The sequence below is a fragment of the Pseudideonella sakaiensis genome, from assembly GCF_048320135.1.
Lineage (GTDB): Bacteria > Pseudomonadota > Gammaproteobacteria > Burkholderiales > Burkholderiaceae_C > Ideonella_A > Ideonella_A sakaiensis_A.
Genome location: NZ_CP182947.1, coordinates 2,669,931 through 2,690,062 on the forward strand (window position 1 = coordinate 2,669,931; position 20,132 = coordinate 2,690,062).

Genomic DNA, 20,132 nt, shown 5'->3' on the forward strand with positions numbered 1-20,132 from the left:
GCGCTCCCTGCCAGACGGTCAACCGCGCGGCCGTGCGCCGGCTTCGAACAGCGCCGCGATCAGCCGATCCTGCGGCTGCACGCCGCGCAGGCGCCGGCCGCCAATGTGCATCGTCGGCACCGATGTCACGCCTTCGACCTCGGCCTGTTCGAGCGCCTGTTGGTGCGCCTGCTGAAAGTGCCGGTCGCGCAGCGCGGCGCTGAATGCGTCAGCGTCCAGGCCGATCTGTTTCGCGATATCGGCGAGCACCTCGATCTGCCCGATATCGCGGTTCTGCTGGAAAAAGGCTGCCAGCACCGCATCGTTGTAGGCATTGCCGAGGCCGTGCTGCGCGGCAAACTGGAAACCTTCCCAGGCCAGCGCGGTGTGCGGCTGCGGTGAGACGCTCGGCAGCTGCAATGGAACGCCGTGGGCAGCCGCCAGCGGCAGCACCGACTGGGCCCAGATCGTCTGCAGATAGTCGTCCTCGGGCCGCAGCGTCGGCGTCGGGGCGGGCCGCAGCTCGAAGGGCATCCACTGCAGCGTCACGTCGCCGTCGACCGCTGCGATCGCCTGCCGCAGCGGCTGCTCGGCGATCAGGCAGAACGGGCAGACGAAGTCCGACCAGACCTTGACGACGATCGTCATCAGCGTTGCAACACGTATTCCCCGGGTGCATCGGCGAGCGGCGCGTACCCCTTGCCCGGCGCACCCAGCTTCGGCGGCTTGACCTGCGTCGCGCCGGAGCGCTCGGCCAGCCACTCGTGCCAGGCCGGCCACCACGAACCCTGGTGCCTGGTTGCGGCCTCGATCCACTCGTCAGGCGCCATGTGCGGATCGACCAGCCGCCGCGTGTGGATGCGGTAATGGCGTTTCGGATGGACCGGGCCGCAGACGATGCCGGCGTTGTGGCCACCCGAGGTCAGCAGGAAGGTCAGGTCGTCGGAGCGCACCAGGTTGTCGACCTTGTAGACCGATTTCCATGGCGCGACGTGGTCGCTTTCGGTGCCGACGACGAACATCGGCACGCGGATGTCCGACAGCCGCACCAGCGTGTCGTCGAGCGGGAAGCGGTTCGTCGCCAGTTCGTTGTCGAGATACAGCCGATACAGGTATTCCGAATGCATGCGCCAAGGCATGCGGGTGCCGTCGGAATTCCATGCCATCAGGTCGATCATCGGCGTGCGTTTGCCTTTCAGATAGCTGTCGACCTTCGGCTGGAACAGCAGGTCCTTCGCGCGCAGCAAGGCAAAGGCGCCGCCCATCTCTCGGCTTTCGAGCACGCCCTTGCGGTGCATCGTCGCCTCCAGCGTCGCGAGCTGGCTCGGGTTGATGAAAAAGGCCAGTTCACCGGGCTCGGTGAAATCGGTCTGCGCGGCAAACATCGTCATCGACGCCAGCCGCTCGTCCTTTTTCCGCGCCAGCGCCGCCGCGGCAATCGACAACAGCGTGCCGCCGATGCAATAACCGACCGCATGCACCTTGCGCTTCGGCACGATCGCCGTCACCGCATCGAGCGCCGCATAAAAACCCTTGTGCACGTAATCGTCGATGCCGATGTCGCGGTCATCCTCGGTCGGGTTCTTCCACGAGATCATGAAGACCGTGTGCCCCTGGTCGACGAGGTATTTGACCAGCGAGTTGCGTGCGCTCAGGTCGAGGATGTAGTACTTCATGATCCACGCCGGCACGATCAGCAACGGCTCGGCGTACACCGTCTTCGTCGACGGTTCGTACTGGATCAGCTCGATCAGCTCGTTGCGATACACCACCTTGCCGGGTGTCACCGCCAGGTTGCGGCCGACCTCGAATTCATCGGTGCCAGCCGGCGTCGCGCCGTCGAGCGTGCGGCCGATGTCCTCGACCAGGTGCTGCATGCCGCGCACCAGGTTCTGGCCCTGCTCGGCCTGCGTCAGCGCAAGCAGCTCGGGGTTGGTCGCTAGCCAGTTGGTCGGCGACGTCGAGTCGAGCAGCAATCGCACCGAAAACTCGACCAGTTGCTGGTGGTAGTCGGAGACACCGTGGACATCGCTGATCGCCTCGCGCATCAGCTGCGCATTGTTCTGGTAGGCCCGCGCATAGACGTTGAACGGGAATACCGACCATTCCGGTGCATCGAATCGCTTGTCGGTCTCGCCATCGAGCCCGTCGGACGGCGGCACCGGCGCGCCGGTCAGCGCGCGCGCAGCAAACGCCCAGGTATCGTTGGCGCGTTCCATCGCATGGCGCCGCAGCTCGACGCGCCGCCCCGGCGATACCGCCATCTGCGTTGCCCAGTCGCGCCAGGCCGACGTGAACGCGGTCGGCGCCAGCCCCGACGTCATCTGCGCGATCTGCGCCCGGAACTCCCGGTCGAAATCCTTTGCGGTCAGCCTGGCTTTCGCTTTGTCGATCATCGGCGCTCCGGTCGGTGGTGGATCCATCGAGTGTAGGAGCCGCCCCGGCCGCGCGGCAGCCGGGATTGCCCGCCCGGGCCGCCCCGTCAGGCCGGTGCGTGCCAGCCGGCGTCGGCCCACAACTCGCCGCTGACCGCCGAGTTGGTGACCATGAAGCAGATCGCATCGGCGATCTCCTGCGGACGGATCAGCCGGCCGAGCTGCGTATACGGCAGGATGTTCTTCGCGATGTAGTCCTCGCCGAGTGCGCGCACCATCGGCGTATCGGTGAAGCCGGGGTGGATCACGCCGCAGCGCACGCCGTAATAGATCGCCTCCTTCATCACCGTCGCGGCGGCGCCCTCGAGGCCGGCCTTCGTGCTCGCATACGAGATCTGGCCCTTGTTGCCCTGCGACGAGACCGAGCCGATGAAGATGATCGCGCCCTGCAGATGTTCGCTCGGCACCCAGCGCTTCAGGCCCTTCGCAACGCGGTCCTGCGCGATCCGCGACACCATCTCGAGCGCCCAGTAGACCGGTGCGATCAGGTTGACTTCGACGACTAGGCGAAAGGTCTCGACCGGATAGATGCGCATCTTGCCGGTGCTCTTGTCCAGACGCAGCGCGAGGTCGTCGCGGGTGATGCCGGCGGCCGGGATGCAGATCGTCGCGAGGCCGAAATCCTGTTCCATCCGGTCGAAGACCGACTGACGGAAGGCTTCGTCGGTCGCATTGCCCTGGAAGGCGAAGGCCACCGTCCGGCCCGCCTTCTCATTGGCCTCGGCAGCGGCCTCGACCACCGCATCGGTCATGTCGACCATCGCGACCGCCATTGCGCCACGCTGCGCCAGTTGCAAGGTGACTTCGCGGCCGATGCCGCTGGCAGCGCCGGTGACGACGGCGACTCGATAGTTGATCTCCATGAAGCGTTCTCCGAAACGGGAAGGAAAAGGACCTAGCGCAGGCCCGCGGTGGTTGAAGCGATCGGCTTCGATTCTGATGCATGGCCCGCAGCGGCTGCGGGCCGTCACGCCTTCTGCGTCGACAGCAGGATGCTGGTCTCGGTGCTTTCGATGCCGTCGATGTTGCGGATCGCATTGAGCACCTTGTCGAAGGCCTCGAGCGTATCGGCACGCAGTTCGGCAATCAGATCCCAGCGCCCGTTGGTCGAATGCAGTGCGACGACGTTGGCATGGCCACGCAGCAGCTTGCGCACCGCGTCACCATGCGCGCCGGCGACCTCGATGCCCATCATTGCGCGGATGCGGTGGCTTTCCGCTTCAGGCTTCAGCCGCACCGTGTAGCCGACGATCGTGCCGTCGCGCTCCAGCCTGGCCATCCGGTTCTGCACCGTCGCCCGGGCCACGCGCAGCTTGCGCGCCAGCGTGACCACCGGCTCGCGCGCGTTGTCGCGCAGCAAGGCGATCAATTGGCGGTCGACATCGTCCATTGATGAGTCAAAGTGCTGCTGCCATGTGGCGGAATGCTAACTCCATCTTATTTTCTGACAAGTTGCACTGTTCACATTGGCACCAGCCGATCCGACAATGAGATCTTGTTGGGCAGCCGTATCGACGGCACCCGAGAGGAGAAATTTCATGACCCGTTTTGTCGATGTCCCCACCATGTCCCGCCTGGTCCAGCAAATCGGCGTCCCCCGTTTCATCGGCGACCTGGCCGACGTGATCCAGGCCGATTTCGTGCACTGGCACGAGTTCGACAAGAGCGCACGGGTCGCCAGCCATTCCGAAATCGGCGTCATCGAATTGATGCCGGTCGCCAATGCCGAGCGTTATGCGTTCAAGTACGTCAACGGCCACCCGTCGAATACAGCGCAGGGCCTGTACACGGTGATGGCCTTCGGCGTGCTGGCCGAGGTCGAGACCGGTTATCCGGTGCTGCTGTCCGAACTGACGCTGGCCACCGCATTGCGCACCAGCGCGGCCTCGCTGATGGCGGCACGCGCGCTGGCCCGGCCGGAATCACGCCGGATGGCGCTGATCGGCAATGGCGCGCAAAGCGAGTTCCAGGCGCTGGCTTTCCACAACCATCTCGGCATCGACGAAATCGCCGTCTACGACGTCGATCCGCAGGCCACCGACAAGCTGATCCGCAACCTGGCCGCCTGGCCGTCGCTGAAGATCGTGCGAGCCGGGTCGACCGCCGAAGCGGTTCGCGGCGCCGATATTGTGACCACCGTGACCGCCGACAAGACGCTGGCGACGATCCTGACACCCGAGATGATCGAACCCGGCATGCACATCAATGCGATCGGCGGCGACTGCCCGGGCAAGACCGAACTGCACGCCGACGTCTTGCGCGGCGCTCGCGTCTTCGTCGAATACGAGCCGCAGACCCGCATCGAAGGCGATATCCAGCAGTTGCCGGCCGATTTCCCGGTGGTCGACCTGTGGCGCGTGCTGGCTGGCAGCGAAACCGGCCGCCAGCATCCGCGGCAGGTGACGGTATTCGACTCGGTCGGTTTTGCGCTCGAGGACTATTCGACGCTGCGACATGTGCTCGCCGAGGCCGAGCAGCGCCAGCTCGGCGTCGAGGTCGAACTGGTGCCGTCGGCACAGGACCCGAAGGATCTGTTTTGCCTGACGCGTGCCGATGAAGCAGCGGCGGCGATCGTGCGCCGCGTCGCCTGACGGCCGGCCCGGGCATGTCCACCATCCGATCGATCCAGGCGCCGGCTGCGGTGGTGATGGTCCGGCCGCATCGCTTTGCGTCGAACCCCGAGACCGCGGCAGACAACGCCTACCAGCGCGTCTCGACAGACGCCGATGCGGCGATCGTCGCCGCGGCAGCCCATGCCGAGGTCGGTGCCGCCGCGGCGCTCCTCGAGGCCGAAGGTGTCACGGTCCACCTGTTCGACGATCACGGCGAACGCGATACGCCGGATTCGGTCTTCCCGAATAACTGGTTCTCGACCCACCCGGGTGGTCATGTCGCGATCTATCCGATGTTTTCGCCGAGCCGGCGCCGCGAGCGGCGCAGCGACGTGATCGAGTTGCTGAAGGCCCGGTACCGCGTGCAGGACGTGATCGACTATTCCGGTCTGGAGCCCGACGGCGTCTTCCTCGAAGGCACCGGCGCGATGGTGCTCGACCACCTGGCACGGGTCGCCTATACCGCCCGCTCGAACCGCGCCGACCCGGTCGCGCTGGAGCGTTTCTGCACCCATTTCAACTTCGAGCCGATCGCGTTCGACACCATCGATCGCCACGGCCGCGCGGTTTATCACACCAATGTGATGATGTCGGTTGCGACCGAATTCGCAATGGTCGGGTTCGACCTCTTCACCGATCCGCGCCGGGCCGAGACGGTACGCGCCCGCCTGCACGAAAGCGGGCGCGAGGTGATTGCCTTGAGCGCGCAGCAGATCGACGAATTCGCCGGCAACGCGATCGAGCTGTCGGGCCGCGACGGCCGCCTGTTGGCCCTGTCGAGCCGGGCGCTGGCGTGCCTGACGGCCGCGCAGCGGCGCAGCATCGAGCGCTCGGCAAGGCTGGTGGCGCTCGACGTGCCGACAATCGAAACGGCGGGAGGATCGGTGCGCTGCATGATCGCCGGCATTCACCTCGCGCGGCGCAGCGGCCGCTGAAACCACTGCAGCAGGCCTGGTGTTCGCGCGGTCAGCGAGTCCTGCCGAACAGGCGAGCAATCAGGTAGCCGCCGACCAGGCCGACCAGCAGCGCGATCGCGGCAACCGACAGCGCATCGCTGAGCCCTGCCGGTGGCGGCGTGGCCGGTGCGGGGGCGGCCAGCATCGCCAGCTGTTGCCAGTCGCCGGGCTTCAGTTGTGTCATCGACGCCGCCTCCGGCAGCCCATACACGCAGATCTCGCCGCCCGGCAACTTGCAGAAACGCGGCGCCGGGCAGTCGCGCAGGATCTGCTGCGGCTCGCCTTCGCCGCAACGCGCGCCAGCGCTGCGCAGCACCTGCAGCGTGACGTCCGGATGTTTGGTCAGTTGCTCGGGCATGACAAGGCCCCCTTCGAATCGAAGCTTTTCAACGCACGACGCTGACGATCGTCGCCTGCATCAGCGCCACCACCTTGTAGGCATCGGCGCCGGCACTGAAGGCGCGGACCTCGCCATTGGTGACCGTCAGCATCCGCCCGGCGTTCTGCACCTTGCCGATCGCGATGAAGCGCTCGCCGATCGCCGGGCGCATCAGGTTGATCTTGAATTCGGCGGTGACGACATCGCTGCCGGCCGGCGCGCGCGTCAGCGCCGCATAACCGCATGCACTGTCGAGGATGCTCGACACCGCGCCGGCATGCAGATAGCCGTGCTGCTGCGTCAGGTGCGCCGCATACGGCAATTCGATCTGCACCTCGCCGTCGTCGACATGCAGCAGCTTCGCGCCGAGCGTGGCCATCAGCCCCTGCGCGTCGAAGCTGCGTGCGACCCGTTGCTGCATCTCGTTGTCCATCGCCGGCCCGTCCTGTGAGTGGACAACAACTGTACGACGATGCCGGCTTTCCGGCATCGCCCCGACCCAACGCAATCAGCGGCCGGAGCCGAGCAGGTGGCCGTTGAAGCGCCGGCCGTACATCGAGTCGTCCGACGCATGGAATTGTTCCCGCGTCGCGTCGACCGAGCCGGCAAAACGCGGGTCCTGCGGCCGCTCATGGCTGTTCATGAACAACGCGACATCCCAGGCCTGCTGCGTGCTGAGCAGGCCGCCACGGCTGAACGGCATGTTCGCCTTGATGAAGGCAGCGGCGGTGCCGATGCGGTGCATGCCGGCGCCCCAGTTGAAGGATTCCGGGCCCCACAGCGGCGGAAAGACCTGCTTGCCGTCGCTGCTGCGCTGGCCCTCGCCATTGGCGCCGTGGCACAACGCGCAGTTCTGCGCATAAACCTTCTGGCCTTCGAAATAGTCGGGTTCGCGCTCCGGCTGGTCGAGTTTCGGGTAGCCGCTGCCCATCATCTTGCTGCCGACCTCCGCGCCGGTCGCGAGCCACTGGAAATACGACTGCAGCGCCACCAGCACCGGGTCGCCGAGCGGCGGCGCCTTGCCGTTCATGCTGTAGGTGAAGCAGCCCTGGATGCGTTCGGCCAGCGTATTGACATGCTGGTTCTTCGACCGGTATGCGGGGTAGGAGACAAAGGCCGCCCACATCGGCGCCGAATCGGGCATGCGCCCGGCATCGAGGTGGCAGTTGGCACAGGCCAGCCGGTTGCCGACAAACTGCGGCGCGAGCTCGCCGGTGTGCATGAAGATGCGCTGGCCCTTTCTGATCATCGCGCCCATCTCGTCGTCGGGAATCGTCGTCGGCGACGGCGGCTGGAACATGCCTGGCGGGTATTTCGGTATCGCACCGACTTTCGGCGTGTGCGGCGGCACGACAGCGGTCTCGGCGACCGTGAAGCCAACGCCGCCGAGCAATGCGGCCAGCATCGCCATGCGCGTCCAGGTGCGGCTGCGGTTGGTTTGCAGTTTTTCCAGTCTCATTGCGGTCCTCCTTGGCGGGGTGCCGGTTGCGGCTTCGCAGGGAGCGTCGCGTAAAAGTTGGCGACCGCCGCAATGTCGGCGGCGTTCAGCCGGCTTGCGATCAGCACCATCAGCGCCATCGGGCCGGGCGGCCGCAGTCCGTCTTTCCAGCCCTGCAGCTGATCGCGCAGATAGGATGCCGGCTGGCCCGCGAGTGGCGGGAAATGTTCGCCAGCGCCGAGACCGGTCGGGCCATGGCAGTGGCCGCAAGGCGGGATGTCATCGGTCCAGCGGCCGCGCAGCGCCAGCCATTCGCCGAGGTTCGACGGATCCGGTTCGAGAAACGCGGTCTTGTCGACCGACACCGTCGCCGGCAGGCTGGCATAAAACTGCGCCAGCTCGATGCGCTGCTGCTGCGACAACGCCTGCGCGATCGGCTGCATCACCGAATTCTTTCGGTAGCCCGATGCAAAGGCATCGAGTTGCGATTGCAGGTAGGCGCCGCCGGTGCCGGCGAGCCGCGGAAAACCCGCCGCCGGCATGCCCTCGCCCTGCGCACCATGGCAGCTGGCGCAGGTGGTGTCGGCAATCTTCCTTGCATCGGCAAACGATGGCAGGTCGACAAGCTTCGCCGCCTGCGCGGCTGCCGGTGTCTGTGCAAACACGGCCGGTGCTGTCACCGCGACCGCAGCGAGCAGTGCCGCAGCCGTCAGGTGGGACCGACCGATGGTGGTGGATGCGCGCTCCATCAAGCCCATCGTCGTCTCCGTGGTCATTGCGTGGTCAAGCCGTTCGACGGTGCGACACCGGCGCAGTTCACTGCAATGTGTGCAGGCTTTTTCCTACGTGACGCTGCGTTGCCGTCGCGCACGCAACGGCGTGGTCGCATGGCATCGTCTTCCGCAGGGTCCGGCTCAGCAGGGCCTTCAATTGATACTTTCGAAAGAGGCGAGCCGATGCTCCTCAAGACCATCGTGTCCGAAGGATTGGCACACCATTCCTACCTGGTCGGCGGCGGTGACGAAGCGGCAATCGTCGACCCGAGCCGTGATGTCGACCGCTATCTCGAGGCCGCATCCGATGCCGGCCTGCGCATCACGCGCATCTTCGAGACCCACCGCAACGAGGACTACATTTCCGGCGCCTGCGAACTCGCGCAGCGCACCGGTGCAACCGTCTGGCGCGGCCGCAGCCCGGACTTCGATGTGCCGTATGCAAAGGTCGCCGAAGAGGGCAAGCAATTCGAGTTCGGCGATCTGCGCCTGAAGGTCTTGTACACGCCGGGCCATACCGACGATTCGATCTCTGTCGTGCTGGTCCACACCGAGACCGGCGACTCGCCGGTCGGCGTCTTCACCGGCGACGCGCTGTTCGTCGGCGATGTCGGCCGCACCGATTTTTATCCCGACCGCGCGGAGGAGGTGGCCGGCCTGCTGTACGACAGCCTGCACGACAAGCTGCTGCCGATCGGCGACCAGGCGCAGATCTGGCCAGCCCACGGCAGCGGCTCGGTGTGCGGATCGGGCATTGCAAAACGCGAGTTCTCGACCATCGGTGACGAACGTCGCAACAACCCGAAGCTGCAGCTCGACCGCAAGGCCTTCATCGAGGCTAAAACCAGCGAACACCATTACAAGCCGCCGTATTTCGAACGGATGGAAGCGGCCAACATGGGCGACAGCCCCGGCCTGCAACGGCTGCCGCGGCCGGCGCCGCTGGCGATGCAGCAACTCGAGCGCTCGCTTGCCAACGGCGCGCAGCTGCTCGACCTGCGCCCCGGGCAATCGATCGCCGGCGCCTGCATCGCCGAGGCGATCGCGATTCCGCTGCCGATGCTCGCCGCCTTCGGCGGCTGGTTTCTCGACAGCCAGCGGCCGATCGTTCTGCTGCTCGAGCAGGCCAGCGACCGCGAGCGTGCGGTGCGCACACTGGTGCGGATCGGCTTCGAGCGAATCGACGGTTTTCTGGCCGGCGGCGCCGACAGCTGGGCCACCGCCGCGAAGCCGCTGCAGGCCTTGCATGGCATCGACGTGCATCAGCTGAAAAAGCGCCTGGCCGGCGACCAGCCGCCGCTGCTGCTCGATGTGCGCTCCATCGATGAATACGAGCAGGGCCACATCGCCGGTGCCGAACACCATTACGTCGGGCAGATCGAGCAGAAGGCGCCCGACCTGCCGCGCGACCGGCCGATCGTGACCTATTGCAAATCCGGCAAACGCGCGCTGGTTGCCGCGGCGGCGCTGCGCCGGCTCGGCCACCAGGAGGTGTCGGTCTGCTGGGGCTCGATCAAGGCCTGGCAGGCCGCCGGCTTCGAACTGACCGATGCCAGGAAGGCTTCGTGATGGACGACTGCAAACCCAGCCGGCGCGCCAACAACGAGATCGACCGCGAGCACGAGCGCCGCGTGGAGCGCGGCTCGCGGCGGCTCGGCTGGCTGATCGGCCCTGTCATCGTCGTCGCGACGCTGCTGGTAGCGACCGGCTGCGACTCGCCGTTGCCGCCACCAGCGGCGATCAGCGATACCCGTTGAGCGTCCCGCCCCTCAGGTCAGGCTGACTGGAAGCGCCCTGAAGCCGCGAAAGCGCAGCCGCGGATCGCGCTGCGGCGCGCCGGCCAGATCGATCGCCGGATAACGCGCGAGCAGGCGACCGATCGCGATGCGGGCCTCGAGCCGCGCGACATTCATGCCGGCGCAGGCATGGGCGCCGTGGCCGAATGCGACATGGCGGTTCGGCTTGCGTGCGACATCGAGGCGGTCCGGATCCGGGAATTCAGCCGGGTCACGATTCGCCGCGCCAATCGCCAGCGTCAGGAAGGTGCCGGCTGGCAGCTCGCGCCCGCCGAGCGTCATCGCGGCGGTCGTCATCCGGTTGTTCAGCTGCAGCGGGCTCTCGAAGCGCAGCAATTCCTCGATCGCGGTCGGCAGCAGCGCCGGGTCGGCAACCAGCCGCTCGAGCTGGTCGCGGTGGCGCATCAATGCGCACATGCCGTTGCCGATCAGGTTGCTGGTCGTCTCGTGGCCGGCATTGAGCAGGAAGATGCAGTTGTGCAGCAGCTCGGGCTCGCTGAACTGCTCGCCGCCGTCGCCCTGGATGAGCCGGGTCAGCACATCGGCATCCGGGTCGCCCGGCCGGGCGCGCCGGTCGGCGACCAGCGCGCGCAGAAAGTCGAGGAAATCGGTGGTTGCCGCATTCGCGCGTGCCAGCACCTGCGGCGCCGGCGCTGGCTCGAGTGCCGACAGGATCGCCAGCGACCAGTCGCGCAGCGGCCCGCGTTCGTCCGGCGGCACCACCAGCAGGTTGCCGATCACCTCGACCGGAATCGCCGCAGCGAAATGTTCGATCAGGTCCGGCGCCGGCTCGTCGGCAAGGCCATCGAGCAGCCGGTCGACCAGCGCGACGACGCCGGGCTCCATCCGCGCGATCGCCCGCTGGTTCAGCGCGCCCATCATCAGCCGGCGCACCCGGGTGTGCAGCGGCGGGTCGTTGAAAACCAGGCTGCTGGTGTGATGTTCGTAGATCGGCGTGCCGGCGCCCATCCGCGGCGCAAATTCGCGTTGCTTGTCGGAGCTGACATCGGCGCTGCGGTAGATCGCCGCGACGTCGGCATAACGGGTCAGCAGAAAGCTGCCCGGCGCCAGTTCGTGCACCGGATCGTGCTCGCGCAGCGCCGCATAGAGCGGGTACGGGTCGTCGACGAAGCCCGCAGGAGGGGCAACGAGCTGGAACGCCAGGGCACTGGCGCGAAGGGCTTCGGCTGGCATGGGCAGGCGATTATGGAGCCGTTGCGGGCGGCTGATCTGCGGGTTCTGTCCGGTTGACCTCGGAAGCGGCGGGGTCTACCGTGTTCGCGATCGAGGACTGCAGAAGCAGGAGGCTCGCAAGCATGGACAACGTCTTCATCGTCGGGACCGCAGGGCCCGACCTTTCACGGCGGGCGATCGATTTCGCCGTCGACCGCGCCAAGCTCGCTGGCGCAAGTGTTCATCTCGTTCACGTCATCGAATGGTCGCCGTATACCTTCATGACCGCCGACGAGCTGGCGCAGCAGCATGCAGTGCGCAACAAGCACAAGGCGCTCGGCCAGAAGATGCTCGACGACACGCAGGCCCAGTGGGCCGACGCCGGCGTGCCGATCAGCGGTGAGGTGCGCTTCGGCCACGTCGCCGAGGTGTTGTGCGAGGTGGCCGCCGACAAGAAGGCCTGCCAGATCTTCGTCGGCCGCTCCGGCGGCTCGCCGCTGGCAAACCGGATCATCGGCAGCGCATCGCTGACGCTGGTGCAGGCATCGCCGGTACCGGTCACCGTCATCCCATGAACCGCCGGACAACCAACAAGAAGCCAGACATGACCAACAAGACCATCCGCGCCGGTGCGACGGCGCTTGCGCTCGCGAGCCCGCTGGCAGCCCATGCGCAGGGCATCGACGAGCAGATCAATGCGCTGATCTCACCGGTGTCGAATGCCGTCGCCGGCCTCGTCTTCTATTCGGTCGACGTCAACGGCGTCGCCTTTCCGCTGATCGTCGGCTGGCTGGTGCTCGCGGCAACGGTCTTCTCGCTGTATTTCGGCTTCGTGCAATTCCGTCGCTTCTGGCATGCGATCGAACTGGTGCGTGGCGACTACAGCAATCCGAACGATGCCGGCGAGGTCTCGCACTTCCAGGCACTCGCCACCGCGTTGTCCGGCACGGTCGGGCTCGGCAACATCGCCGGGGTCGCGGTCGCGGTCTCGATCGGCGGGCCCGGCGCCACCTTCTGGATGATCCTGGCCGGCCTGATGGGCATGGCGTCGAAATTCACCGAGTGCACGCTCGGCGTCAAATACCGCCGCGAGAACCCCGACGGCAGCATCTCCGGCGGCCCGATGTACTACCTGTCGCGCGGCTTCGCCGAACGCGGCCAGGGCGGGCTCGGCAAGGTGCTTGCGGTGGTGTTCTCGATCTGCTGCATCGGCGGCGCGGTCGGCGGCGGCAACATGTTCCAGGCCAACCAGGCCTTCCAGCAGTTCGTCAACGTCACCGGCGGCGAGGCCAGCTGGTTTGCCGACAAGGGCTGGCTGTTCGGCCTGGTGCTGGCGGTGCTGGTCGGCATGGTGATCATCGGCGGCATCAAGTCGATCGCGCGCGTGACCGAGAAGATCGTGCCGTTCATGGCGGTGCTGTACCTGATTGCCGGCCTGATCATCATCGCCTTCAACATCGACAAGGTCGGCTGGGCATTCGGCCAGATCTTTGCCGGCGCCTTCACCGGCGAGGGTGCGGCGGGCGGCTTCATCGGCGCATTGATCCAGGGCTTCAAGCGTGCCGCGTTCTCCAACGAGGCCGGCATCGGCTCGGCGGCAATCGCCCACTCGGCAGTGCGCACGAAGGAGCCGATCACCGAAGGTTATGTCGCGCTGCTCGAGCCGTTCATCGACACCGTCGTGATCTGCACGATGACGGCACTGGTGATCGTCATCAGCGGCAAGCTCGCGACCGACCTGACCGGCGTCGAACTGACCTCGGCCGCGTTCTCGACCGCGTTCTCGTGGTTCCCGTATGTGCTCGCCGCGGCGGTGCTGCTGTTTGCGTTCTCGACGATGATCTCGTGGAGTTATTACGGGCTGAAGTCGTGGACCTACATGGTCGGCGAAAGCCGCTCGATGGACCTGCTGTTCAAGTTCTTCTTCTGCTGCTTCGTCGTGCTCGGCGCGACGATGAACCTCGGCCCGGTGATCGACTTCTCCGATTCGATGATCTTCCTGATGGCGATCCCGAACGTGATCGGCCTGTATTTCCTGATGCCGATCGTCAAGCGCGAGGCCGAGGGTTACTGGAAGCGAATCGAAAGCGGCGAAATCCGCAAATACCGCGGCGGCCGCGGCGCGGCGGCAGCGCAGCCGGCAAACACCCGCTGAGCTGTAGCGGCAACGACCACGACAACCCGCCTGTCAAGGCGGGTTGTCCTTTTCAGAGCGTCGCTTCGGTGAAGACCGCGCCGTTGCGGATCAAGCGCAATTCGGCTGGCGTCACCTCGCGCGCCGTCAGCGCGCCACTCGCGACCTGGCGCATCCGCGCGGCGTCGATCGCCTGCAGGCGCTGCCGAGCGCGTTCCTGCGCAGCCGCGCCTTTGATGCCATCGGCATGCCGCGGCGCATCAGCCTCCAGCGCCGGATGATCGGCTCGGGCACCCGCCGTGTTGAGCGGCGTCACGGCGGGCCGCAGCAGCGCAGCGGTGACGCCGAGCAGCGCAACAGCCGCCAGCAGTTCGTATTTGATTCGCATGATGGACTCCTGAAATCGGACGCCCCGGCTGCCATTTCTGCAGGGTGTGACCGGAACGTCGTGGTGTCAGGATCTCCGCGCGCTGTTGCATCACGGTGTCGAAAGCGGCGGCCGCGGTTTCACTCGTAACCGCGGCCCGGGAGGGGCCGGCCTCAGCCAGTGCAGCATTGCCGATTGGCACCCACATGCCGCCTCCGCCATGCCGGCCACCTGACGAGGCGCCGGCCGCGCTGCTCCCCCTAGCTTGGCAACTATCTATTTCTGCGCAAAAGGCGCCCAATCGATCCGCCGCACGACATTGGACGTGCCGCAAGCGCAGTCAGGGAGTGCCTTGCAGGGCGTCTCGCTCTACAGCACGCCTCGTTTGACCCCGTCGAGAGCGCGCGGGCAGCGCTTCCTGCCCATCACAGAGGTTCGAAATGACACACAGCCAGCTGGTGCACGGCTTCGCCGCTGCATGCGTTCTCGGTTTCGGCGCATCCTCGGCCGCAAACGCCGACATGCCGCCCGGCACCTCGGATGGCGTCGCGGGCGAAGGAGAGTCACGGAGCCACTTCGAGCAGCATCGCGAGGAGTTAGCCGCGCTGCTTCCGGGGATCAGCGAGACCCTTGCCGACGCGGCGACGACACAGCGCAAGCTCAAGGAGAATCCGATCTGGCGGCCGACACGGCCTGTCGACGTCGACGCTTGAGGGGCACAAGCGCCCACGACAAAACCCCGGCCTGCTGGCCGGGGTTGTTGCTTCAGCTGTCAGGCGCCACGTGGGCGCCGACCGCCATCAGTGCTTGTTGCGATGGCTGCTGTCGTCCTTGATGTGCTCCTTCGCGTCGCCGGCCTTCTTCTCCATCTTGCCGGATTCTTCGCGAGCCTTGCCCTTCAGTTCGTGTTCGGTGCTGCCAGTCATTTCGCCAGCCTTCTGTTGCACCTTGCCGGCAGCTTCCTTCGCCGAACCCTTCATTTGTTCCTTGTTCATTTGCACTTCCTTTCGCGTGTTGTACGCGGCGTTTCCGCGCACCTCCAAGTTACTCCTGCGGCACCGAGACACCAGTCACGAAAAACGCAAAACGAGGTCGGCGGCGTCCTACCCGGCCGTCAGCAAGCCGACATGGTCCGGTTGCTCGTCGGTGTTCCAGCGGCATGCCGCGAGTCTGGCTTTCAGCGCATCGATCATGCCGAGCGCGCTGAAGCCCCGGTCGCGCTGCTCACCGATCAATTCCATGTGGAAGTGACGCATCGTCGGCGGCTCGTCGTGCATCTCATCCTGTTCTCCAGGGTGGCTTGAGCGAGCCGCGTTCTCGACCGGTATCGACGGATGGTGCTGGTTCAGGAACATCGGCGCCGCGGTGCCCAGGCTGCCGCGCAGCGCGCAGGCAATCGCCTCGACGCGCCGGTAATCCTCCGGATCGACGTCGTCGTCGGCGTAATACATCGTGACAAACCATTCGCCGATCTCGTAGCGCGGATGCTGCGACCCGGGCACTTGCTGATCGGAACGGAAAACCACTGGCGGCATGGCGGCGACTCCAACAAATGCCGCTTGGTTCCCGACTGATGCGCAAACGTTCACTCGGCGAGGCCTGCGCTGCACCGATTGCGGGCCGAGCAAGAGTCGGCGGCAAGCCAATTGAGTGCGCGGCAACGCCTGATCTGCTCCGCGACGGCGCAGCAACCCGGCTGACGCCTGCCAATCGCCTGCACGCGAACAACCTTTCGCACGCTGGCACGACAACTGCTATCGGATGCAGCGGGCTGCGCTAACGGCGGTGCGGCGATGGATCTCTTGACGCTTGCCAGACGGCAAACCTTTCCATCCCGTGCCGACCTGCATGGGGCGGTCGGTGGCCGTTCACCTCTCCACATTGATTACCGAGGAATCGACCATGGACAACCACTCCAACCATCCCGCAGCACCGGGCCGTCGCACGCTGCTGAAGCGCGCCGCGGCACTGGGCGGCGCCGCCGCCACCGGCGCGCTGTTGCCGTCGATCGTCGTCGCGCAGGGCAGCGCGCTTGAGACGAGGGCGGCCAAGCTCGGCTTCATCGCATTGACCGATGCCGCGCCGCTGTTCGTCGCCGACGAAAAAGGCTTCTTCAAGAAACACGGCATGACCGATGTCGAGGTCGTCAAGCAGTCGTCGTGGGGCACGACGCGCGACAACCTCGTGCTCGGCTCGAAGTCCGGCGGCATCGACGGCGCCCACATCCTGACGCCGATGCCGTATCTGATCAGCACCGGCGCGGTCACCGCGAACAACGTGCCGACGCCGATGATGATCCTCGGCCGGCTGAACCTCGGCGGCCAGTGCATCTCGGTCGCCAATGAATACAAGGACCTGAAGGTCGGGCTCGACAACAAGGAGTTCCGCAAGGCGCTGCTCGCCAAACGGGTGCGCACCGGCAAGCCGGTCAATGCGGCGATGACCTTTCCGGGCGGCACCCACGATCTGTGGATCCGCTACTGGATGGCCGCCGGCAACGTCGACCCGACCCGCGACATCACGACGATCGTCGTGCCGCCGGCGCAGATGGTCGCCAACATGAAGGTCGGCAGCATGGACACCTTCTGCGTCTGCGAGCCGTGGAACCGCCAACTGATCAACCAGAACATCGGCTACACCGCGCTGACGACCAGCGAGTTGTGGATGAACCATCCGGAAAAATCGTTCGCGATGCGCGCCGACTATGTCGAGGCCAATCCGAACTCGGCAAAGGCGCTGCTGAAGGCGGTGATGGAAGCGCAGATCTGGTGCGAGGACCCGGCGAACCGCGCCGAGGTTGCCGAGATCTGCTCGCGCCGGCGCTGGATCAATGCACCGGTCGCCGACATCATCGACCGCGTGAAAGGCGATTTCGACTACGGCACCGGCCGCGTCGAGGCGAACAGCAAGTTCCAGATGCGCTACTGGAAGGACAACGCAAGCTACCCGTTCCAGAGCCATGACCTGTGGTTCCTGACCGAGAACCAGCGCTGGGGCTACCTGCCGCCGAACCTCGACACCAAGGCGCTGATCGCGAAGGTCAATCGCGAGGACATCTGGAAGGCCGCCGCGAAGGAGCTCGGCGTCGCTGCCAAGGACATCCCGACCTCGACCTCGCGCGGCATCGAGAAATTCTTCGACGGCAAGGTCTTCGACCCGGCCAATCCGAAGAAATACCTCGACAGCCTCGACATCAAATACCTGCGCGCCGCCTGATCCGGCCGCACCGAAATCCACACGGAGCCCCTGATGAGCACCACCGAATCCGTCGGCGCGATCCCGTTGCCGACCTCCCTCCCACCCGAGCCGCCGGCCTGGCGCGAATGGCTCGCGGCGGCCGGCCGCGGCTTCGTCTCGCGGGTGCTGCCGCCGCTGATCGTGATCGGTGCGCTGATCGGCATCTGGCAGCTGCTCGGCTCGGCGCCGGGCGCCGCATTGCCGAGCCCGTCCCAGGTCGTCAGCGACACCTGGGAGCTGATCGTCGACCCGTTCTACAACAACGGCGGCAACGACGTCGGCCTTGCGTGGCAACTGCTTGCAAGCCTGCAGCGCGTCGCCTTCGGTTATTCGCTGGCGGTGGTCGTCGGCGTCAGCCTCGGCGTGCTGGTCGGCCAGTCGACCTGGGCGCTGCGCGGCCTCGATCCGCTGTTCCAGGTGTTGCGCACGGTGCCGCCGCTGGCCTGGCTGCCGATCTCGCTGGCCGGCTTTCGCGACGGCAACCCGTCGGCGATCTTCGTGATCTTCATCACCTCGATCTGGCCGATCATCATCAACACCTCGGTCGGCATCCGCAACATTCCGGAGGACTATCGCAATGTCGCGAAGGTGATCCGGCTGAACGGCATCGAATATTTCCTGAAGATCATGCTGCCGGCCGCGGCGCCGTATGTGTTCTCGGGGCTGCGCATCGGCGTCGGCCTGTCGTGGCTCGCGATCATCGCCGCCGAGATGCTGATCGGCGGCGTCGGCATCGGCTTCTTCATCTGGGACGCGTGGAACAGCTCGCGCATCTCCGACATCATTCTTGCGCTGGTCTATGTCGGCCTGGTCGGCTTCACGCTCGACCGCATGGTCGCGCTGATCGGCCACAAGGTCACCCGCGGAACCTCCGCCAGCTAGGAGCGATCATGAGCCAGGCCTATCTCCACATCTCGCAGGTCGACATGGTGTTCGGCGACGGTGCGAAGGCGCACCCGGTGCTGAAGGGCATCGACCTCGCCGTCGAACGCGGCCAGTTCATCTCGCTGATCGGCCATTCCGGCTGCGGCAAGTCCACCGTGCTGAACATCGTCGCCGGTCTGCTGCAGGCAAGCTCCGGCGGCATCATCCTCGACGGCCGCGAGGTCGACACACCGGGGCCGGACCGCGCCGTCGTGTTCCAGAACCACTCGCTGCTGCCGTGGCTGACGGTGTACCAGAACGTCGAGATCGCGGTGGCGAAGATCTTCGCCGGCAGGAAAACTGCCACCGAGCGGCGCGAGTGGATCCTGCATAACCTCGAGATGGTGCACATGACCCATGCGCTGGATCGGCTGCCGTCGCAGATCTCCGGCGGCATGAAGCAGCGCGTGGGCATCGCCCGGGCACTGGCGATGGAGCCGAAGGTGCTGCTGCTCGACGAGCCGTTCGGCGCGCTCGATGCACTGACCCGCGCCCATCTGCAGGACGAGGTGATCCGCATCCAGGCCGACCTCGGCAATACCGTGCTGATGATCACCCACGATGTCGACGAGGCGGTGCTGCTGTCGGACCGCGTCGTGATGATGACGAACGGCCCGGCGGCGACGATCGGCCAGATCATGGACGTGCCGCTGCCGCGCCCGCGCAACCGCATCGCACTGGCCGAAGACCCGGTCTACAACCATTGCCGGCAGGAGATCCTCAGCTTCCTGTACGAGAAGCAGCGCAAGCTCGAGTCGCTGCGCGCGCCGCAGCGGGCTGCGGTGGCGGTGCAGCAGCGCGCGACGGCCTGAGCGGGGGTGCCGGAGGCCGTTTCGCATCCGGCCTTGACGCAGCGCAAGGCCGGGTGATCCGCATCTTCAAAATGACGATGCGACCTGCTACGGTGCCGGCATGCGCCTCGTGATCTTCAGCACCCGTTCCTACGACCAGGATTTCCTGAGCCGCGCCGCCGTCGCGGCGGGTGGCCGCCATGAACTGCGCTTCCTGCCGGCCCGGCTCGAAGTGGCGACTGCGGCGGCCGCCGCCGACGCCGATGCGGTGTGTGTCTTCGTCAATGACGATCTCGGCGCCGATGTGCTGCAGGCGCTGCAGCAGCACGGCGTGCGGCTGGTGCTGCTGCGTTGCGCCGGTTTCAACAATGTCGACCTCGAGGCGGCGGCGCAGCTCGGCATCGCGGTCGGCCGGGTGCCCGAATATTCACCCCATGCAGTGGCCGAACACAGCGCCGCGCTGGTGCTGATGCTGAACCGCCATCTGCACCGTGCCTATGCCCGCACCCGCGAGGGCAATTTCGCGCTCGAGGGCCTGCTCGGCTTCGACCTGCACGGCCGCACCGTCGGCATCGTCGGCACCGGTCGCATCGGCGCCTGTTTTGCGCGCGTGATGAGCGGCTTCGGCTGCCGGGTGCTGGCATTTGACCCGCAGATCAATCCCGAGTGCGAGCAGATTGGCGTGCGGTATGTCGAGCTGGCCGAACTGCTCGCCGCCAGCGACATCGTCAGCCTGCACTGTCCGCTGACGCCGCAGACCCATCACCTGATCGATGCCGCTGCACTGGCGACGATGAAACACGGCGCGATGCTGATCAATACCGGCCGCGGTGCATTGATCGATACCCGCGCGGTGATCGGCGCATTGAAATCAGGCCAGCTCGGCAGCCTCGGCATCGATGTCTACGAGGAGGAAGGCGACCTCTTTTTCCGCGACCTTTCCGACCATGTGATGCACGACGACGTGTTCGCGCGGCTGCTGACATTCCCGAATGTCGTCGTCACCGGCCACCAGGCCTTTTTTACCGCCGATGCACTGACCGCGATCGCACAGACGACGCTCGCCAACCTCGACGCCTTCGCCGATACCGGACGCCCGCTGCATCCGGTCTCGACCGAGCGGCTGGCCTGACGCCGC

The 20,132-nt window shown here is 66.1% G+C and carries 23 protein-coding genes; 11 read left to right on the forward strand and 12 right to left on the reverse strand.

What is annotated here, in order from left to right; all coding sequences use genetic code 11:
• Positions 1–18: 18 nt before the first annotated feature.
• The 4 genes from ACNH6H_RS12055 to ACNH6H_RS12070 all read right to left on the reverse strand — a co-directional run bounded on the left by ACNH6H_RS12055 (position 19) and on the right by ACNH6H_RS12070 (position 3,804).
• Entirely contained in the window at positions 19–627 is a 609-nt protein-coding gene (locus ACNH6H_RS12055) for a DsbA family oxidoreductase (RefSeq protein WP_418317965.1), read from the reverse strand.
• Positions 627–2,375, reverse strand: a complete 1,749-nt coding sequence (locus ACNH6H_RS12060) for a PHA/PHB synthase family protein (protein WP_418317966.1) — start codon at positions 2,373–2,375, stop codon at positions 627–629. The genes ACNH6H_RS12055 and ACNH6H_RS12060 overlap by 1 nt, the downstream gene beginning before the upstream one ends.
• Positions 2,376–2,461: 86 nt before the next feature.
• The gene (locus ACNH6H_RS12065; RefSeq protein ID WP_418317968.1) at positions 2,462–3,277 is read right to left on the reverse strand and encodes an SDR family NAD(P)-dependent oxidoreductase; all 816 of its coding nucleotides are present in this window, start codon (positions 3,275–3,277) and stop codon (positions 2,462–2,464) included.
• Positions 3,278–3,381: 104 nt separating this feature from the next.
• Positions 3,382–3,804: an Lrp/AsnC family transcriptional regulator gene (locus tag ACNH6H_RS12070; protein WP_418317970.1), complete on the reverse strand. Its 423-nt coding sequence runs from the start codon at positions 3,802–3,804 to the stop codon at positions 3,382–3,384.
• A 148-nt stretch (positions 3,805–3,952) separates the two neighbouring features.
• On the opposite strand from ACNH6H_RS12070, the gene ACNH6H_RS12075 reads away from it, so the two are divergent.
• Both ACNH6H_RS12075 and ctlX read left to right on the forward strand, forming a co-directional pair.
• Entirely contained in the window at positions 3,953–5,005 is a 1,053-nt protein-coding gene (locus tag ACNH6H_RS12075; RefSeq protein WP_418317971.1) for an ornithine cyclodeaminase, read from the forward strand.
• Between the two features lie 14 nt (positions 5,006–5,019).
• Positions 5,020–5,961 carry a citrulline utilization hydrolase CtlX gene (gene ctlX, locus ACNH6H_RS12080; RefSeq protein WP_418317972.1) on the forward strand — a complete coding sequence of 314 codons (942 nt, stop codon included), beginning with the start codon at positions 5,020–5,022 and terminating at the stop codon, positions 5,959–5,961.
• Positions 5,962–5,992: 31 nt separating this feature from the next.
• On the opposite strand, the gene ACNH6H_RS12085 is transcribed toward ctlX, so the two are convergent.
• The 4 genes from ACNH6H_RS12085 to ACNH6H_RS12100 all read right to left on the reverse strand — a co-directional run bounded on the left by ACNH6H_RS12085 (position 5,993) and on the right by ACNH6H_RS12100 (position 8,575).
• Positions 5,993–6,340: a hypothetical protein gene (locus tag ACNH6H_RS12085; RefSeq protein WP_418317974.1), complete on the reverse strand. Its 348-nt coding sequence runs from the start codon at positions 6,338–6,340 to the stop codon at positions 5,993–5,995.
• Positions 6,341–6,368: 28 nt separating this feature from the next.
• Positions 6,369–6,794, reverse strand: a complete 426-nt coding sequence (locus ACNH6H_RS12090) for a PaaI family thioesterase (RefSeq protein WP_418317976.1) — start codon at positions 6,792–6,794, stop codon at positions 6,369–6,371.
• A gap of 75 nt (positions 6,795–6,869) precedes the next feature.
• Complete coding sequence (locus tag ACNH6H_RS12095) at positions 6,870–7,820, reverse strand: c-type cytochrome (RefSeq protein WP_418317977.1); 951 nt, start codon at positions 7,818–7,820, stop codon at positions 6,870–6,872.
• A complete protein-coding gene (locus ACNH6H_RS12100; RefSeq protein ID WP_418317979.1) occupies positions 7,817–8,575 on the reverse strand; it encodes a c-type cytochrome in 759 nt (252 codons plus the stop codon). The genes ACNH6H_RS12095 and ACNH6H_RS12100 overlap by 4 nt, the downstream gene beginning before the upstream one ends.
• Positions 8,576–8,755: 180 nt before the next feature.
• Between ACNH6H_RS12100 and ACNH6H_RS12105 the strand changes: the two genes are divergently transcribed.
• Positions 8,756–10,141, forward strand: a complete 1,386-nt coding sequence (locus ACNH6H_RS12105; RefSeq protein WP_418317981.1) for an MBL fold metallo-hydrolase — start codon at positions 8,756–8,758, stop codon at positions 10,139–10,141.
• Positions 10,141–10,329 (forward strand): hypothetical protein, encoded by a 189-nt coding sequence (locus ACNH6H_RS12110; protein ID WP_418317983.1) that lies wholly within the window; start codon positions 10,141–10,143, stop codon positions 10,327–10,329. The genes ACNH6H_RS12105 and ACNH6H_RS12110 overlap by 1 nt, the downstream gene beginning before the upstream one ends.
• A 12-nt stretch (positions 10,330–10,341) precedes the next feature.
• Here ACNH6H_RS12110 and ACNH6H_RS12115 read toward each other — a convergent pair whose 3' ends face one another.
• Positions 10,342–11,562, reverse strand: a complete 1,221-nt coding sequence (locus ACNH6H_RS12115; RefSeq protein WP_418317985.1) for a cytochrome P450 — start codon at positions 11,560–11,562, stop codon at positions 10,342–10,344.
• A 122-nt stretch (positions 11,563–11,684) separates the two neighbouring features.
• Here ACNH6H_RS12115 and ACNH6H_RS12120 point away from each other — a divergent pair, with 122 nt between their 5' ends.
• Together ACNH6H_RS12120 and ACNH6H_RS12125 are read left to right on the forward strand one after the other, a co-directional pair.
• Complete coding sequence (locus ACNH6H_RS12120; RefSeq protein WP_418317986.1) at positions 11,685–12,116, forward strand: universal stress protein; 432 nt, start codon at positions 11,685–11,687, stop codon at positions 12,114–12,116.
• A 29-nt stretch (positions 12,117–12,145) separates the two neighbouring features.
• Positions 12,146–13,696, forward strand: coding sequence for an alanine/glycine:cation symporter family protein (locus tag ACNH6H_RS12125; protein WP_418317987.1), 1,551 nt, complete (start codon positions 12,146–12,148; stop codon positions 13,694–13,696).
• Between the two features lie 52 nt (positions 13,697–13,748).
• Here the strand turns inward: ACNH6H_RS12125 and ACNH6H_RS12130 are convergent, their stop codons facing one another.
• Positions 13,749–14,063: a hypothetical protein gene (locus ACNH6H_RS12130; protein WP_418317988.1), complete on the reverse strand. Its 315-nt coding sequence runs from the start codon at positions 14,061–14,063 to the stop codon at positions 13,749–13,751.
• Positions 14,064–14,482: 419 nt separating this feature from the next.
• Here ACNH6H_RS12130 and ACNH6H_RS12135 point away from each other — a divergent pair, with 419 nt between their 5' ends.
• Entirely contained in the window at positions 14,483–14,755 is a 273-nt protein-coding gene (locus ACNH6H_RS12135; protein ID WP_418317989.1) for a hypothetical protein, read from the forward strand.
• An 87-nt stretch (positions 14,756–14,842) separates the two neighbouring features.
• Here the strand turns inward: ACNH6H_RS12135 and ACNH6H_RS12140 are convergent, their stop codons facing one another.
• Positions 14,843–15,037: a CsbD family protein gene (locus tag ACNH6H_RS12140; RefSeq protein WP_418317990.1), complete on the reverse strand. Its 195-nt coding sequence runs from the start codon at positions 15,035–15,037 to the stop codon at positions 14,843–14,845.
• Positions 15,038–15,145: 108 nt separating this feature from the next.
• Entirely contained in the window at positions 15,146–15,577 is a 432-nt protein-coding gene (locus tag ACNH6H_RS12145; RefSeq protein ID WP_418317991.1) for a hypothetical protein, read from the reverse strand.
• A gap of 367 nt (positions 15,578–15,944) precedes the next feature.
• Between ACNH6H_RS12145 and ACNH6H_RS12150 the strand changes: the two genes are divergently transcribed.
• The 4 genes from ACNH6H_RS12150 to ACNH6H_RS12165 all read left to right on the forward strand — a co-directional run bounded on the left by ACNH6H_RS12150 (position 15,945) and on the right by ACNH6H_RS12165 (position 20,126).
• The gene (locus ACNH6H_RS12150; RefSeq protein WP_418317992.1) at positions 15,945–17,258 is read left to right on the forward strand and encodes a CmpA/NrtA family ABC transporter substrate-binding protein; all 1,314 of its coding nucleotides are present in this window, start codon (positions 15,945–15,947) and stop codon (positions 17,256–17,258) included.
• A gap of 33 nt (positions 17,259–17,291) precedes the next feature.
• Entirely contained in the window at positions 17,292–18,161 is an 870-nt protein-coding gene (gene ntrB / locus ACNH6H_RS12155; RefSeq protein WP_418317994.1) for a nitrate ABC transporter permease, read from the forward strand.
• Positions 18,162–18,169: 8 nt separating this feature from the next.
• Positions 18,170–19,015, forward strand: a complete 846-nt coding sequence (locus ACNH6H_RS12160; protein WP_418317996.1) for an ABC transporter ATP-binding protein — start codon at positions 18,170–18,172, stop codon at positions 19,013–19,015.
• Positions 19,016–19,115: 100 nt separating this feature from the next.
• Positions 19,116–20,126 (forward strand): 2-hydroxyacid dehydrogenase, encoded by a 1,011-nt coding sequence (locus ACNH6H_RS12165; RefSeq protein ID WP_418317998.1) that lies wholly within the window; start codon positions 19,116–19,118, stop codon positions 20,124–20,126.
• The last annotated feature ends 6 nt before the right edge of the window (positions 20,127–20,132 follow it).